This is a genomic window from Clostridium nitrophenolicum (assembly GCF_055391695.1).
In genome coordinates, this window is sequence record NZ_AP042469.1 from 592,898 (window position 1) to 607,652 (window position 14,755).

The window sequence follows — 14,755 nt, forward strand, 5'->3', positions numbered from 1 at the left end:
GGGCTTGAAAATGGATGATAGATATGGGAGAAGCATAGATTATCTTAGGGTTTCTCTTACAGATAGATGTAATTTAAGGTGTATATACTGTATGCCAGAAGAAGGAGTATATAAAAAATCACATGAGGAAGTATTGAGATTTGAGGAAATTTTAGAGGTTGTAAATGCCGCTGCCCTTCTTGGCGTAAAAAAGATAAGATATACAGGGGGAGAACCCTTAATATTAAAGGGAATAGAAGAACTTATAGAAAAAACTTCAAAAGTACCTGGAATTAAAGACATAGCTATAACTACTAATGGAATTTTGCTTGAGGGTTTAGCGGATAAATTAAAAGAGTCAGGTTTAAATAGGGTGAATATAAGTCTTGATACCTTAAAGGAAGATAAGTTTAAGCAGATCACTAGAGGTGGAGATATAAATAAAGTTTTAAGAGCTATACAAAAATGTATAAGCATTGGACTTACACCTGTAAAAATAAATACAGTGCTTATAAAAGGAATTAACGACGATGAAATTTCTGACTTTATTAACCTTACAAGAGAACTTCCTGTAGAAATTAGATTTATAGAGCTTATGCCAATTGGACAAGGCGAAAAGCTTTATAAAAAAGGATTTATGTCATCAGATGAAGTTGTAGCTAGGTTTCCAGAGCTAAAGCCTCTAGAAACAAATAAAAATAGTACAGCCTCCTTATATAAAATAAAAAATTCGAAGGGAAAGGTTGGATTTATAAGTCCTTTAAGTTGTAAGTTCTGCGCAAGTTGTAATAGAATACGACTTACATCTATGGGAACTATCAAGCCTTGTCTTCATTCAGCTAATGAGTTGAATATAAAAGGGTATTTGAATAATGAAGTTTTGCTTACATCATCACTGAAAGAGGCTATATATAATAAGCCTTCACAACATAACTTAGAATGTGATAAAAAAAGCAGTAGCAATAAAATGATGTATCAAATAGGAGGATAACTTTATTTTAAAAGGAGGATTATATTGGAAGTAAGAAAAGAAGGCCAAAAATCATATGTTTATGAATCTCATAAAAGGTGTATTAATACGGGAATAGACACTAATCTTATATTTAGCAGAAAAATACTGCATGGAAAAGATTTTGAGGATAAGTTGAATCATAATAAGGAATTAATACTAAATGCTACTCCGTTTATAGATGAGTTATATAACTTTGTTAAGGGATCAAACTTTTTTGCTATATTAACTGACGGAGAAGGATGTATATTAAACGTTATTGGTGATGAAGGGATATTATCTGATGCCTTTAAATTTAAGATGATACCCGGTGCATATATGGATGAGGAGAATATTGGTACCAACGCTATGAGTCTGGTTTTAACTGAAAAAGTGCCAGTACAGGTATCATCAAATGAGCATTATATCAAGGCTTACCACAAGTGGACTTGCTCCGCCGCTCCTATAAAAGACGACGTTGGAAATATCATGGGAGTATTAAACTTAACTGGCTACAGTGAATTTGTTCATTCTCATACACTGGGTATGGTGGTTGCAGCTGCAAAAGCTATTGAGAGAATGATAGAAAATAATAAGAAAGCAGCATATAAAAAATCCAGAAGACTTGCAGATAGAATACTTTCCTGTAAGGCCATATATACTTTCAATAAGATTATTGGTCAGAATGAGAAATTTATTCAAATAATTGAATATGCTAAGAAGATTTCAGATAGTAAATCTACTATTTTAATAACTGGAGAAAGTGGAACTGGTAAGGAAGTTTTTGCTCAATCTATCCATAATCATAGTGATAGACATGATGAAACCTTTGTGGCAGTAAATTGCGGAGCGATTCCTAGAAATTTAATAGAATCTGAACTTTTTGGTTATGAAGAAGGAGCTTTTACTGGGGCTAAAAGAGGAGGATATGCAGGTAAGTTTGAAATTGCTGACGGAGGAACTATTTTTTTAGATGAAATTGGTGAGATGCCTCTCGATATGCAAATTAAGCTTTTGAGAGTAATTGAAGAAGGAATAATAAATAAGATTGGAAGTTCAAAACAGATTCCTGTGAATGTTAGAATTATTGCAGCTACAAATAAGAATTTAAGAAGTGAAGCGGAAAAAGGAAGTTTTAGAAAAGATTTATATTATAGACTAAATGTTCTTCCGGTACATCTTCCGCCTTTGAGAGAAAGAAAAGATGATATACCACTATTAATTAATTATTTTATGAAAAAGGCATCAAAACACTTAGAGAAGAATATAGTTAAGATAAATGATAGTCAATTAGAGTATTTTATTAATTATAATTGGCCGGGAAATATAAGAGAGTTGGAAAATATAGTTGAATTAATCATTAATACAGAGTCTGTTCCGATAGAACTTTTAGCAAAGGATACTTCATCAGAAATATTTGAGAGTAACTTACCGGATGAGTGTTTAAAGTTAGAATATATAGAAAGACAGCATATTATAAAAGTATTAAAAAGATATAATGGAAATGTAGCTGCTACTGCTAAATCATTAGGTATTGGAAGAAATACACTATATAGGAAAATGAATGGTTACTCTATAGATTGTTCTGTTTTAGGACGAAATTCCAAAATGGAACAATGATAATCGTTTTATGTGCTCTCTTTTGGAACAAAGTCTCTAAATTTTATAGGGGCTTTGTTTTTTTATTTAGATTATTATTAAGCCTATATTTAAGTCTAGGCTTAAATATAGGCTTAATACAAGGAAAAACTTGATGTAATTTAATATTGGCACAGTAATTGCTTATATATAAATATGAAATATCTATATATAAGGGGGATGTATAACATGTTCGGTTATAATGGAAAAGTTTTAAGAATTAATTTAAATGACAAAACTTTTAAAGTTGAGGTTTTAGACATTGATAAGGCTAAAAAATATTTAGGCGCTAGAGGTTTAGGCGTAAAAACATTATTTGATGAAGTAGATCCTAAAATAGATCCACTTTCACCAGATAACAAATTTATTATTGCTACAGGTCCACTTACAGGAACACCAGTACCAACAAGTGGAAGATTTATGGTAGTAACTAAATCACCTTTAACAGGAACTATAGCCATAGCTAACTCAGGAGGAAAATGGGGAGCAGAACTTAAGGCAGCTGGTTATGACATGCTTATAGTAGAAGGAAAGTCAGACACTCCAGTATATGTAAATATAGTGGATGATAAAGTTGAGTTTAAGGATGCTTCAAAGGCTTGGGGAAAACTTGTTTTGGAAACTACAACTATGCTTCAGAACGAAACTGATGCTAAGGCTAAGGTTTTATGTATAGGACCTGCTGGAGAAAAATTATCACCTATGGCAGCAGTTATGAATGACGTTGATAGAGCCGCTGGTCGTGGTGGAGTTGGAGCAGTTATGGGCTCTAAGAACCTAAAGGCTATAGTTGTAAAAGGAAGTGGAAAAGTTAAATTATTTGATGAGGAAGTGGTTAAGAAAGTTGCTTCTGAAAAAATAGCAATCTTAAGAAAAGACCCGGTAGCAGGTACTGGTCTTCCAACATACGGAAGTGCAGTATTGGTTAATATTATTAATGAGAATGGAATACATCCAGTTAAAAACTTCCAAGAAGCATATACAGAAAATGCAGATATGATTAGTGGAGAAACTCTAACTAAAGATTGTTTGGTTAGAAAAAATCCTTGCTATAGATGCCCAATAGCATGCGGAAGATGGGTAAAACTTGATGATGGAACTGAATGCGGAGGACCTGAGTATGAAACACTATGGTCATTTGGATCAGATTGTGATGTATATGATATAAATGCTGTTAATAGAGCAAATATGCTATGTAATGAATATGGATTAGATACAATTTCAGCAGGAGCAACTATTGCAGCAGCAATGGAACTTTATCAAAGAGGATATATCAAAGATGATGAACTATCTGCAGATGGTGTGTCACTAAAATGGGGAGATGCTAATGCTATAGTAGAATGGACTAAAAAGATGGGAGAAAGGGAAGGTTTTGGCGATAAGTTAGCTGAAGGTTCATATAGATTATGTTCAAGCTACGGAGCTCCTGAACTTTCAATGACAGTTAAGAAACAAGAGCTTCCAGCTTATGACCCTAGAGGTTGTCAAGGACACGGAATAACTTATGCTGTTAACAATAGAGGAGGCTGTCATATTAAAGGTTACATGATAAGCCCTGAAATACTAGGGTATCCAGAAAAACTTGATAGATTCTCATTGGAAGGAAAAGCAGCTTACGCTAGAGTATTCCATGACTTGACAGCAGTTATAGATGCACTTGGATTATGTATATTTACAACTTTTGGACTTGGTGCTCAAGACTTTGTAGATATGTATAATGCTGTAGTGGGAGGAGAGCTTCACGATGTTAACTCATTAATGATGGCAGGAGATAGAATTTGGACACTAGAAAAATTATATAATCTAGCTGCCGGAATAGATAGTAAGCAGGATACTTTGCCTAAGAGATTATTAGAAGAGGAAGTTCCAGACGGACCTTCAAAGGGACATGTTCACAAACTAGATGTTCTTCTTCCTGAATACTACTCAGTAAGAGGATGGGACGAAAATGGTATTCCTACAGCAGAAACTCTTAAAAAGCTTGGGCTTGACGAATATATAGGAAAATAGTAAATACCAATTTAATGAATACTCTCGCTCTTAGGAGTGGGAGTATTCAAAAGCATAAGTTGAGCTAGTCTATAGAAATAGCTCTTTATAATGAATGGAGTGGGAGCCTTACATTTGGTTGTTATTGAACAAAATAAAAATGATTTAGGAGGTGATAAGATGAAAATTGAAGTAAGATTATTTGCAACATTTAGAGAAGGAAGAGAGAAAAAATACTTTTTAGAACTTGAAGAAAATATAACTCCAAAAGATATTTTAGATATACTTAAAATAAATTCAGAAGAGGTTGCTATATTGTTGATTAATGGAATTGACGGTAAGTTAGATAAACCTCTTAAAGATAATGATATCTTATCATTATTTCCGCCAGTAGGAGGGGGCTAATTTGGAGAGATATAGTAGAAATATGCAAACTCTATCTTTAGAGGAAAACAACAAGCTAAAAAATCATAAAGTATGTGTGATAGGGTGCGGAGGACTAGGTGGATATATAATTGAAATGTTAGGTAGAATTGGAGTAGGTCGTATTACTGCGGTAGATGGCGATGTATTTCAAGAATCCAACCTAAATAGGCAAATCTTATCTGATGTTCATTCTCTAGGCAAAAGTAAATCTATTGCTGCTAAGGAGAGGATGATGAATGTTAATCCACTAATAGAAGTTAACTGCGTAAATGAACTTCTTACCAAAGAGAACTCTACTGAAATTCTAAAAGGACATGATGTTATAGTTGATGCATTAGATAGTATAGATGCAAGACTTATGCTGCAAGATGCCTGTGAAGAATTGAATATACCACTAGTATCTGGAGCTATAGCTGGTTGGTATGGCCACGTAACCACAGTATATCCAGGAGACAAAACCTTAAATATTATATACGGAAAAAAAATAGGAAAAGGCGTTGAAGCAAAATTAGGTAATCCATCTTTTACACCAGCTCTTGTAGCTTCGATTGAAGTAAGCGAGGTTATAAAAGTATTAATTGGAAGAGGAGATTTACTTAGAAAAAGAATACTATTTATAGACACATTAAGTCAAGATTATGAAGTAATTGAATATGAAAGATAAATGCATAGATGAACAGCTCATCTATGCATTTATTTTTTATTGAATTTCTCTAAAATAATAAGTGGAAAAATATCACACTTTTTTATAAATGTCAGTATAGTAATAAATAAGTATGCTTTAGTATTAATTTTTTAAATTATATACTAAAAAGGTTACAAGTAATGGCAGATATAAAAAAGGGGGACATTCATGAGTAAACTCAATATATATGGAAAAATAGATCTTAATGAATGTAAATACTTAGGAAGAGGCAGAAATGGCAAGGTATATTTACTGACTGATGGAAAAACAGTAATTAAAATATGTAGAATAGAGAAAAGTTGTATTGATGAATACAAGGTTTTAAAAGCAGCGGAAGGGAGTAGATATTTCCCTAAAGTTTACGAAAGACTTGGAAAAATTATGTTTAGAGAATATGTTGGAGGGGAAAAACTTCCTGTATATTTGAGGAAAAATAAACTAAGCAGAGAACTAGCAATAAGTTTAATTGGGCTTATTGAGGAATTTAAAAGACTTGGTTTTAGAAGATTAGACATAAGAGGAGAGCATATCTATGTACAAAAGGATGAGAGTGTGATAGTAATAGATCCATCAGGGCAAATAATAAGATCAGCTCGTTATCCAAAATCTATGATTAAAGAACTTAGAAGACAAAAATGTGCAAAGAGATTTTATGAAATATTAAAAGAAGTAAGGCCAGATTTGTATAGACAGTGGAAAAGATAGAAGTAAAATTAGCTGCAAGGCCGAAAGTTAACTTATACTCAGGGATATGTTGCCAAGCTTTAGCTAAGGTTCTCTTAAAACCCTTCACTAAGACTGGCACAAAGTTTTTAAATCTACTTCAGCTTTGAGAACATATCCCTCTGTATAAGTCAACTTTCTAGTTGGAAACCCTATAAAAATAGATTTGAATTTACTGTAAACTAAGGCCTAAGGACATAAATTCTCTTATAACTTGTATTTGGTCTTTAGGTACATTAGTAACTTGAAAAGATTTACTGTCATCTGTTTTGCACCAAATTACAAAATCCTCGCAGTTGTTTTGGAGAAGATCATAGTGCTTTTCTCCTAATCTTTCCTTTGATCTTTTAATAGTTTCTTCAGCATTAAATTTAGAATAATCTTTTAGGTCTAGTACAAAGTATTTACCATCAACAAAATAATTGTTCATATCTGTTTCCATGATTTCGGTATCTTCTGCTTTACCAGTATTGCTCCAATAGTGGATTACTTTGTTGTTACCTAAATATAAACCATAGTGATCATATTTATACCCCATAAATTCTCCAGAAACTCCTACAATATCTCCAATTTGGGCTTTCCTTTTTACTTTTACAGGCGCTTGTCTAACATCTTTTGTAACTTTAAATCTTACAACTTTTTTATTTTTAAGCTCAAAGTTTTCAAAATGAATCTTAGGAGAAACATTTATGGAATAATTTTTATTGAGAGAATATCCATCAATAGGTGGATTTATAATAATACTTTTCTTATCGGTACTTAAAAATACATAGGAGTCAACAGAATTACCATCCTTATCTTTTATAATGATATTTTCTTTTGTAGTATTATCAAAAACTATAGGATAATCAAATGTTACCCTAAATTGTTTATATTGAGATACCTCCAAAGGTTTTATATCAGCAGGATAAAATTTATAAATACAATAAAAAGTTATTATTAGCATAAATAAAAATAGAATTACTTTAAAAGGTTTCTTTACCATTCTAGCCTCCCTATATAATCATAAGTTATAAAATAGTTTAACATAATAATTATAATAAAGACAATAAACAGCTATTTGTAATTTTTCAAATAGCTGTTTTAAAATCTATTAATTTAAATATTTATCAAGTATATCATAGAGATACTGAAAATCAATCGGTTTAGCTAAATAGTCATCCATACCTGCAGATATAAACTTTTCTTTATCTCCAGACATAGCATAAGCAGTCATGGCGATAATCGGGGTATGTTTTTCTAATGAATCTTCATTATCACGGATTATTCTTGTAGCATTTACTCCATTTAACTTTGGCATTTGAATATCCATGAGTATTAAATCAACTTTATTTTCATTAAATAATTTTATAGCTTCATTTCCATCAGAAGCGATTAGATAATTATAACCTTTTTTATATAGTAAAGTTGAAATAAATCTCTGGTTTACTTCATTGTCATCTGCTATTAAAATAGTTTTACTATATACATTTTTTGATCTCAAACCTGGAGTGTTTTCTGATTGGCTAAAAATGTTAGCAGATGTATCAATATTTTTAGAGCAACTAGCTTGTTTAGAATCATCAACAGGTAAAAACTCTGCGGTAAAGTAAAAGCAGCTTCCATGGTCCTCTTTACTATTGACCCATATATCTCCATTCATCATCCCTACTAGGTGTTTACATATAGCTAGTCCAAGACCTGTTCCTCCATATTTTTTTGTATATGAATCATCCACTTGGCTAAAGGTTTTAAAGAGTCTATCCATTTTATCATCAGGTATTCCTATCCCTGTATCAGATACGGAAAATTGTACCTTTACTTTTCCAGTAGGACTAGGAATATGCTTAGCACAAACAATGATACTTCCTCTATCAGTAAACTTAAGAGCATTGGTCAAAAGGTTCATTAAAATTTGATTTAATCTCAATGGATCACCAATTAGAGAACCTTTTGTTAAAGTTGGCTCCACAAAATATATAAATTCTAAATATTTTTTATTTGCAAGAATTGAGAAGTTTTTAACTAATTTATTTATAGTTTCTTCCAGATTAAAAGGAACCAAATCTAATTTAAATTTTCCAGACTCTATTTTAGAAATATCCAGTACATCATTAATTATATCTAACAGATGCTGAGATGAAGTTTTAACTACATTTAAATATTCTGTTTGTTCTTCCGTAAGATCAGTCATTAAGGATAACTCTGTCATTCCCATGATACCATTTATAGGAGTTCTTATTTCATGACTCATATTTGCAAGAAATCTACTTTTAGCAATACTAGCTTCTTCAGCAGCAATTTTTGCTTTTCTTAGCTCCTCTTCATTTTCCATTCGCTTGGTAATATCTCTTCCAATAGAGTAAACCACTTTATCTTCCTTTACTATAAAAGAACTCCACTCTATCCATTTATAGTTACCATCTTTACAGGTATATCTATTTCTATATGTGATTCTGCCAGTTTCTAATAGTGAATTAATAGCATTAAAGGTGGCATCAAAATCATCTATATGTAGAAAGTTAGCAAAGTTTTTGTGTGAAAACTCATCTATACTCCAACCTAAAATCTTTTCTACAGCTGCACTAACTTCTAAAAAATTACCTTTAAAATCTAAGATACAGAAAATGTCGTCAGACAAACTAGTGAAATTTCCAACCATTTTTTCTATAGTTTTGACTTTTGTAATGTCCTGTACCTGAGCTAGTATAGATGTTATATCTCCATACTCATTTAAAATAGGAGTAATTAACATATCAAAATAACATATTTCATTTTCAGAATCTAAATAAGTTTTATTTGACTTAAGATTATATCTGCAGACTAGTCTTGATATTTTCTTACTCTTTACCTTATCTTTTATTCTATTTGGAATATATGGTGATTCAAAAAAATTATCGTATTTAAAGTCAGAAATAGTGTTTATTTTAAACATATTGCAAAAGGACTTATTTGCAGAAAGTGTATTCCCACTAGAGTCAAATATTTCTATGCCTATAGGAGATTGTTCATATATATTTCTAAACCTTTTTTCACTATCGTATAACTTTTCCGTAAGCATCTTATTTTCAGTTATATCTCTAGAGATAGTACATGAACCTATTACCTCTCCTTTATAATTTCTTAATGGAGATACATTTACAGACAAAAATATTTCTTCGCCGTTTTTACATAATCTTTTAACTTCATAATTTTTAATTTCTTCACCAGACTTAAGTGTATCTAACATTTCTCTAATATTTTTTCCACTTCTATCGTTATCAAGTATTGATAAGTTTTTACCTATTATTTCGCTTTGAGTATATCCATAAATTTTTTCAGCAGCTCTATTCCAACTTATTACAACACCATCTACATCTTGTCCAATTATGGCGTTTTCAGAAGAATCCTCAATAGCTGTCAATAATAGAGCCTTTTTAATATATTCATCTTTTTCAAGATGATAATTTAACAATAGAATTATATCATCTTTTGTTCTTATAAATTCGCCATTAAACTTCCATTTTATATTTTTAATTTTTATTTCATTTTGAAATGCGTAATTAGATATATTGTGTTTTTTGAAATGATTAAAGTTATCCTCGATAAACCATAATATATCATTGAGTTTGCGACCAACAATCGATAAACTTTCATCCATGTATATGCTAGTAAACATTTCAACTGCTGGAGGAGTAACAGCCTTAACCTGATTGTTAGTGTCAATCAGAATAAATGGTACTCCAATATTAGAAAGAAAGTGTAAACATTTGTATATATTTTCACTGCTCTTAAATAAGTTTTCCATAGTCTAATATAAAATAGCTTTTGCTATTTTAATAATTCACCTCTTTTCTGAAAAGGATTATTAGTTAAAATAATAACTATAATTACCTATCTTAAGTATATTACTTTAAAAATCCTTATTCAATAATAAGTTACTTATAACAAAAAAAGCAGTATATGTAATAAGCTTACATATACTGCTTTTTGTTATTTTAATTCTTCTAATAGCTGCTCAATTTTGGGAGTACAACGTCTTCCACAGCAAGGTCCAGAGCCAGCTCCAGTAGCCTTTCTAACTTCATCTATAGTTTTGGCTCCGTTTAATATAGATTTTTTTATTGATGCTCTTGATATACCTTTGCAAAGACAAACTTTTGTAAGCTTATCAAGAATTTCAGCATTTATATTTTGTTCCATTAATATCACTCCAATTATAAATTTTTATATAATAACTAATTATATTAATATCCTATTATATATTATTGAAAAAAATGGGGGGGCTCAGATTTAATTTATATATAAATTAAATCTGAGGGGATTCATCAGATTATAATAAATAAGGGAATAAGTGAATCAATATTTATATAATAATAAATATTTTATAATATTTATTATTATATAAATATTATAAAATTATTTTTCGAAAAAGTAAAGAAAAATTTAATTTACAAAAATGATATTATATTTTATTATTGTAGAATCAATTATTTTGGAAGTAGTTGTTATCCGTGAGCACTAATTTATTTCTTGTTTTGGAAGGAGCATATTACGATGAAAAATATTATAAATAAAATTCTAATAATAACTTGTTTATTTTTATTAAGTTCCTGTAATAATAAAATAAGTACAGAGAATAAAAATTCCAGCACTATTCAGAATACAAATCAAAGCACTAAAAGTACTTTGCAAAATGAGAAACAAAATAATGAAAAAATTATATATGAGATACTTGGAAAATCAAATAAGCTTACAGAAAAAGAAAAGGCTAGTGCGAGGAAGTGGATGGAAGATATTATTAGAGTAGCAAGAGAGAATCCTGATTATGTATTTGTGAATGGAGATACTGCTAAGAAACAAGTTGCATTGACTTTTGATGATGGTCCCGATGGAAGAACTACCCCAAAGGTTTTGGAAATATTAAAGCAAAATAATGTGAAAGGAAACTTTTTCTTTATAGGAGAAAATGTCGTTAAATATCCTAGTGTAGTAAAAAAAGCATATCAACAAGGGAATTTAGTATTAAATCATAGTTATAACCATCCAGATTTTAAGAAAGAAAATAACGATACAGTTAAAAATCAAATTCTTAGAACTGAGAATGAAATATTTAAGATAATTGGGAAAAAGCCTGCAATTATACGTCCACCTTATGGAGATATAGATGAGCGGATAGTAAAAGGTATATTGCAAACAGATAATAAAGCAGTTATATGGTCTATAGACACTTTAGATTGGTCACAAAAGGAAAGAGATAATATAATAAAAAATGTACTTGATAATTTGCGCCCTGGAGATATAATTCTTATGCACAGCAATGGTGATAAATCAGAAACAGCAGCTGCATTACCTAAAATAATATCAGGTATAAAAGAAAAGGGATATGAAATAGTCACATTAGATAAACTATTGGATATAAAGGCATATAAATAAAAATCCTACAATTTGTTCATATTTTATTCAAAATATTGTCACTTAATTGTCATTTTGTAAAATTAGAATTAACAATGCAGTAAAAATTTCAAAAGAAAGGAAGATATACTATGTTAAATTTTAAAAAGCTAGTATTACCAGCTATGCTAGCTGCATCAATATTAATTCCTGGTGCAGCTTTTGCAAGTCCTGTACAAAATACTGCAAAAAATGTGACAACAAATACAGTATCACAAAAAATGGAACATAAAAAATATAAAAATTTAATGGTTGATTTAAATACTCTAGAAAATTATGTTCCAGGATCTAAAGCTCAGCTTGAGCAAATCTTTGCAGAGAGAAGAGAGCTTATGAAACAGTTTAGAGAATTGTATTACAGCAAACTTGGAGTAGACACTTCTTTTATGAATGACTTTAAGAAAATAGTTGAAGATACTCACAAAAAAGTTGAAAGTGGAAATATGACAAAAGAGGATGCAAAAAAATATATTAAAGAACAGAAAAAAGAATTCAATAAAGAGCATGCAGATGAAATTAAAAAGTTGAAGGCAGCTAAGAAAGATTATGAAGAAAAACATAAAGATGAAATTACTGCCATCAAGCAGATGAAAAAGCAAAGTGTAGATATAACAAATGCTTTAAACGATGCTCTTAAATCAGGAGATGCAGCAAAGATAAAAGAAGCATATAATAATTATTTAAGCAATATAAAAGCTTCAAATGAATTCTTGAAAAATCAAATAAATTCATTAAAATCAGGAAAATAGAATAAAGTTAATAAAAGGTATTAGATACAATAAGATTTATAGTATCTAATACCTTATTTTAGTACACATTAGTAATATATTAAAAAAGTCTAAACAAAGTATCTGCAAAATTAAAAATTTAATTATTGACAAGTTTATCTAGTAGATAGAGTCTCTAGATAATCATTTCTAAGCTTTAGGTATTTGAAAGAGTAGAACCTTGTTTATAACTAATAGAATATTTTTTTTATCAAACACAAATTATATATAGTGTAAATTTTTAAAACTAATTATTTTGAATATTTATACACATTAATTGTTTTAATACAAAATAAGAGTTAGAAAATTAAGTGTATTGAATAATTATTCATCATTTTTTAATTTTAACATTTAATAAATCTTTAAAAATATGCAAAAAGTTAAATTGTACAGAAAAAATTAGAGTGAGGGTAAAATTTAAGGTAGTTGTATTGATACACTAAAAAATCCGACTTTGCAAGTCTTGATTTTTGTCTAACTTTATGGTGAAATATAAGCAGTCAAATATAACAATTTTTATTCAGGCACTTATGTAAACGACTGCGATTAAAAGAAAGGATGATAATAATGACAAAGGGAGTATTAAAAAATTTGCAACCAGTTGAAGTATTTAGATATTTTGAAGAACTTTCACAAATTCCAAGAGGATCAGGAAATGAAAAAGAGGTTAGCGATTATTTAGTAGCTTTTGCTAAAGAGCATAATCTAGAGGTAATTCAAGATGAAGCTTTAAATGTTATCATAAAGAAAAAAGCAACACCAGGATATGAAAATAGTCCTGCTATTGTTATACAAGGTCATATGGATATGGTATGTGAAAAAAATGTTGCTACAAAACATGACTTCACAAAAGACCCACTACAATTAAGAATTGTTGATGATATGGTTTATGCAACTGGAACAACACTTGGAGCAGACAATGGAATAGCTATTGCTATGGGATTAGCTGTTTTAGCTTCAAATGAAATAGCTCACCCTGCTGTAGAATTAGTTTGCACAACTGAAGAAGAAACAGGAATGGGCGGAGCAACTGAATTAGATCCTAAAAATATAGATGCAAGAATACTTATCAACATAGACTCAGAAGAAGAAGGAACATTCCTTGTAAGTTGTGCTGGTGGACTTACAGCAAAAACAATTATACCTGTAACATTAGAAGATGCAGATAAAAGTCTTAATACATATACAGTAAGAATCAGAGGATTAAAAGGCGGTCACTCTGGAATGGAAATTGACAAAGGAAGAGCAAACTCAAATAAATTAATGGGACGTATTCTTATGGAACTTAGCTCATTAGTAGACTTTAGAGTGGCTTCAATAAACGGAGGATCAAAGCATAATGCTATTCCACGTGAAATGGATGCTATTATATTAATAAAAGCTGAGGATAAAGCTAAAGTACAAGAAAAGCTTGCTGAATTAGAGGGAACATTTAAAAATGAATTTAGAACACCAGATCCAGATGTAAAAATAGAATTTGAAGAAATGACTCCAGGAGTTGCTAGAGTATTCTCAGTACAAAGTCAAAATAACGTGATAAACTACCTATACCTTGTTCAAAATGAAATCAATTCTATGAGCATGGATATTAAAGGATTAGTAGAAAGCTCATTAAATTTAGGTGTAGTAACAACTAGAGAAAATGAAGTAGAGTTTATTAGTGCTGTTAGAAGCTCTGTAAGAAGCTTGAAAATGGAAGTGTTTAACAGAATAGCTGCATTAGCTAAGCTTGTGGGAGGAGAAGTTTCTACAGAGTCAAATTATCCTGAATGGGCTTATAATCCAGATTCAAAAATTAGAACAATCTTTGAGGATACTTATAGAAAAATAAATGGAAAAGATGCGAAAATAGATGCAATTCATGCAGGACTTGAATGTGGATTATTTGGAGAAAAGTTCAATGGAGAAATGGATATGATATCCTTTGGACCAAATTTATATGATGTACACACTCCAGATGAACACATGAGCATTTCATCTGTTCAGAGATCATGGGAATTTTTACTTGAAGCATTAAAAGCTATAAAGTAGTATAATAAAGACCTGTTGTCAAATGCGTTTTGACAACAGGTCTTCTTTTTAAGCAGACATACAAAATCTTAAGCAGACATACAAAATCTTAAGCAGACATACAAAATCTTAAGCAGA

Annotated in this window: 12 protein-coding genes; 9 read left to right on the forward strand and 3 right to left on the reverse strand. The window is 30.3% G+C overall.

The window, feature by feature from the left end; translation table 11 throughout:
• Positions 1 to 10 precede the first annotated feature (10 nt).
• The 6 genes from moaA to ACZ5N4_RS02720 all read left to right on the forward strand — a co-directional run bounded on the left by moaA (position 11) and on the right by ACZ5N4_RS02720 (position 6,410).
• Positions 11 to 970, forward strand: coding sequence for a GTP 3',8-cyclase MoaA (gene moaA, locus ACZ5N4_RS02695; RefSeq protein WP_464206950.1), 960 nt, complete (start codon positions 11 to 13; stop codon positions 968 to 970).
• An 81-nt stretch (positions 971 to 1,051) separates the two neighbouring features.
• Positions 1,052 to 2,587 (forward strand): sigma-54-dependent Fis family transcriptional regulator, encoded by a 1,536-nt coding sequence (locus ACZ5N4_RS02700; protein WP_464210793.1) that lies wholly within the window; start codon positions 1,052 to 1,054, stop codon positions 2,585 to 2,587.
• A 207-nt stretch (positions 2,588 to 2,794) separates the two neighbouring features.
• Positions 2,795 to 4,615, forward strand: coding sequence for an aldehyde ferredoxin oxidoreductase family protein (locus tag ACZ5N4_RS02705; protein WP_464206952.1), 1,821 nt, complete (start codon positions 2,795 to 2,797; stop codon positions 4,613 to 4,615).
• A 159-nt stretch (positions 4,616 to 4,774) separates the two neighbouring features.
• Positions 4,775 to 4,999 carry a MoaD/ThiS family protein gene (locus ACZ5N4_RS02710; protein WP_464206954.1) on the forward strand — a complete coding sequence of 75 codons (225 nt, stop codon included), beginning with the start codon at positions 4,775 to 4,777 and terminating at the stop codon, positions 4,997 to 4,999.
• 1 nt (position 5,000) lies between these two features.
• Entirely contained in the window at positions 5,001 to 5,684 is a 684-nt protein-coding gene (locus tag ACZ5N4_RS02715) for a HesA/MoeB/ThiF family protein (protein WP_464206956.1), read from the forward strand.
• 189 nt (positions 5,685 to 5,873) lie between these two features.
• The gene (locus tag ACZ5N4_RS02720) at positions 5,874 to 6,410 is read left to right on the forward strand and encodes a serine/threonine protein kinase (protein WP_464206958.1); all 537 of its coding nucleotides are present in this window, start codon (positions 5,874 to 5,876) and stop codon (positions 6,408 to 6,410) included.
• A gap of 190 nt (positions 6,411 to 6,600) precedes the next feature.
• Here ACZ5N4_RS02720 and ACZ5N4_RS02725 read toward each other — a convergent pair whose 3' ends face one another.
• The 3 genes from ACZ5N4_RS02725 to ACZ5N4_RS02735 all read right to left on the reverse strand — a co-directional run bounded on the left by ACZ5N4_RS02725 (position 6,601) and on the right by ACZ5N4_RS02735 (position 10,589).
• The gene (locus tag ACZ5N4_RS02725; RefSeq protein WP_464206960.1) at positions 6,601 to 7,413 is read right to left on the reverse strand and encodes a lecithin retinol acyltransferase family protein; all 813 of its coding nucleotides are present in this window, start codon (positions 7,411 to 7,413) and stop codon (positions 6,601 to 6,603) included.
• Between the two features lie 108 nt (positions 7,414 to 7,521).
• A complete protein-coding gene (locus ACZ5N4_RS02730; protein ID WP_464206962.1) occupies positions 7,522 to 10,194 on the reverse strand; it encodes a PAS domain S-box protein in 2,673 nt (890 codons plus the stop codon).
• Between the two features lie 185 nt (positions 10,195 to 10,379).
• A complete protein-coding gene (locus ACZ5N4_RS02735; RefSeq protein WP_178907506.1) occupies positions 10,380 to 10,589 on the reverse strand; it encodes a (2Fe-2S)-binding protein in 210 nt (69 codons plus the stop codon).
• A 354-nt stretch (positions 10,590 to 10,943) separates the two neighbouring features.
• On the opposite strand from ACZ5N4_RS02735, the gene ACZ5N4_RS02740 reads away from it, so the two are divergent.
• From ACZ5N4_RS02740 to ACZ5N4_RS02750, 3 genes are all read left to right on the forward strand, one after another.
• Positions 10,944 to 11,822 carry a polysaccharide deacetylase family protein gene (locus ACZ5N4_RS02740; protein ID WP_464206964.1) on the forward strand — a complete coding sequence of 293 codons (879 nt, stop codon included), beginning with the start codon at positions 10,944 to 10,946 and terminating at the stop codon, positions 11,820 to 11,822.
• A gap of 110 nt (positions 11,823 to 11,932) precedes the next feature.
• Positions 11,933 to 12,589 (forward strand): hypothetical protein, encoded by a 657-nt coding sequence (locus ACZ5N4_RS02745; protein ID WP_464206966.1) that lies wholly within the window; start codon positions 11,933 to 11,935, stop codon positions 12,587 to 12,589.
• Between the two features lie 585 nt (positions 12,590 to 13,174).
• Positions 13,175 to 14,638: an aminoacyl-histidine dipeptidase gene (locus tag ACZ5N4_RS02750; RefSeq protein WP_464206968.1), complete on the forward strand. Its 1,464-nt coding sequence runs from the start codon at positions 13,175 to 13,177 to the stop codon at positions 14,636 to 14,638.
• Positions 14,639 to 14,755 lie beyond the last annotated feature (117 nt).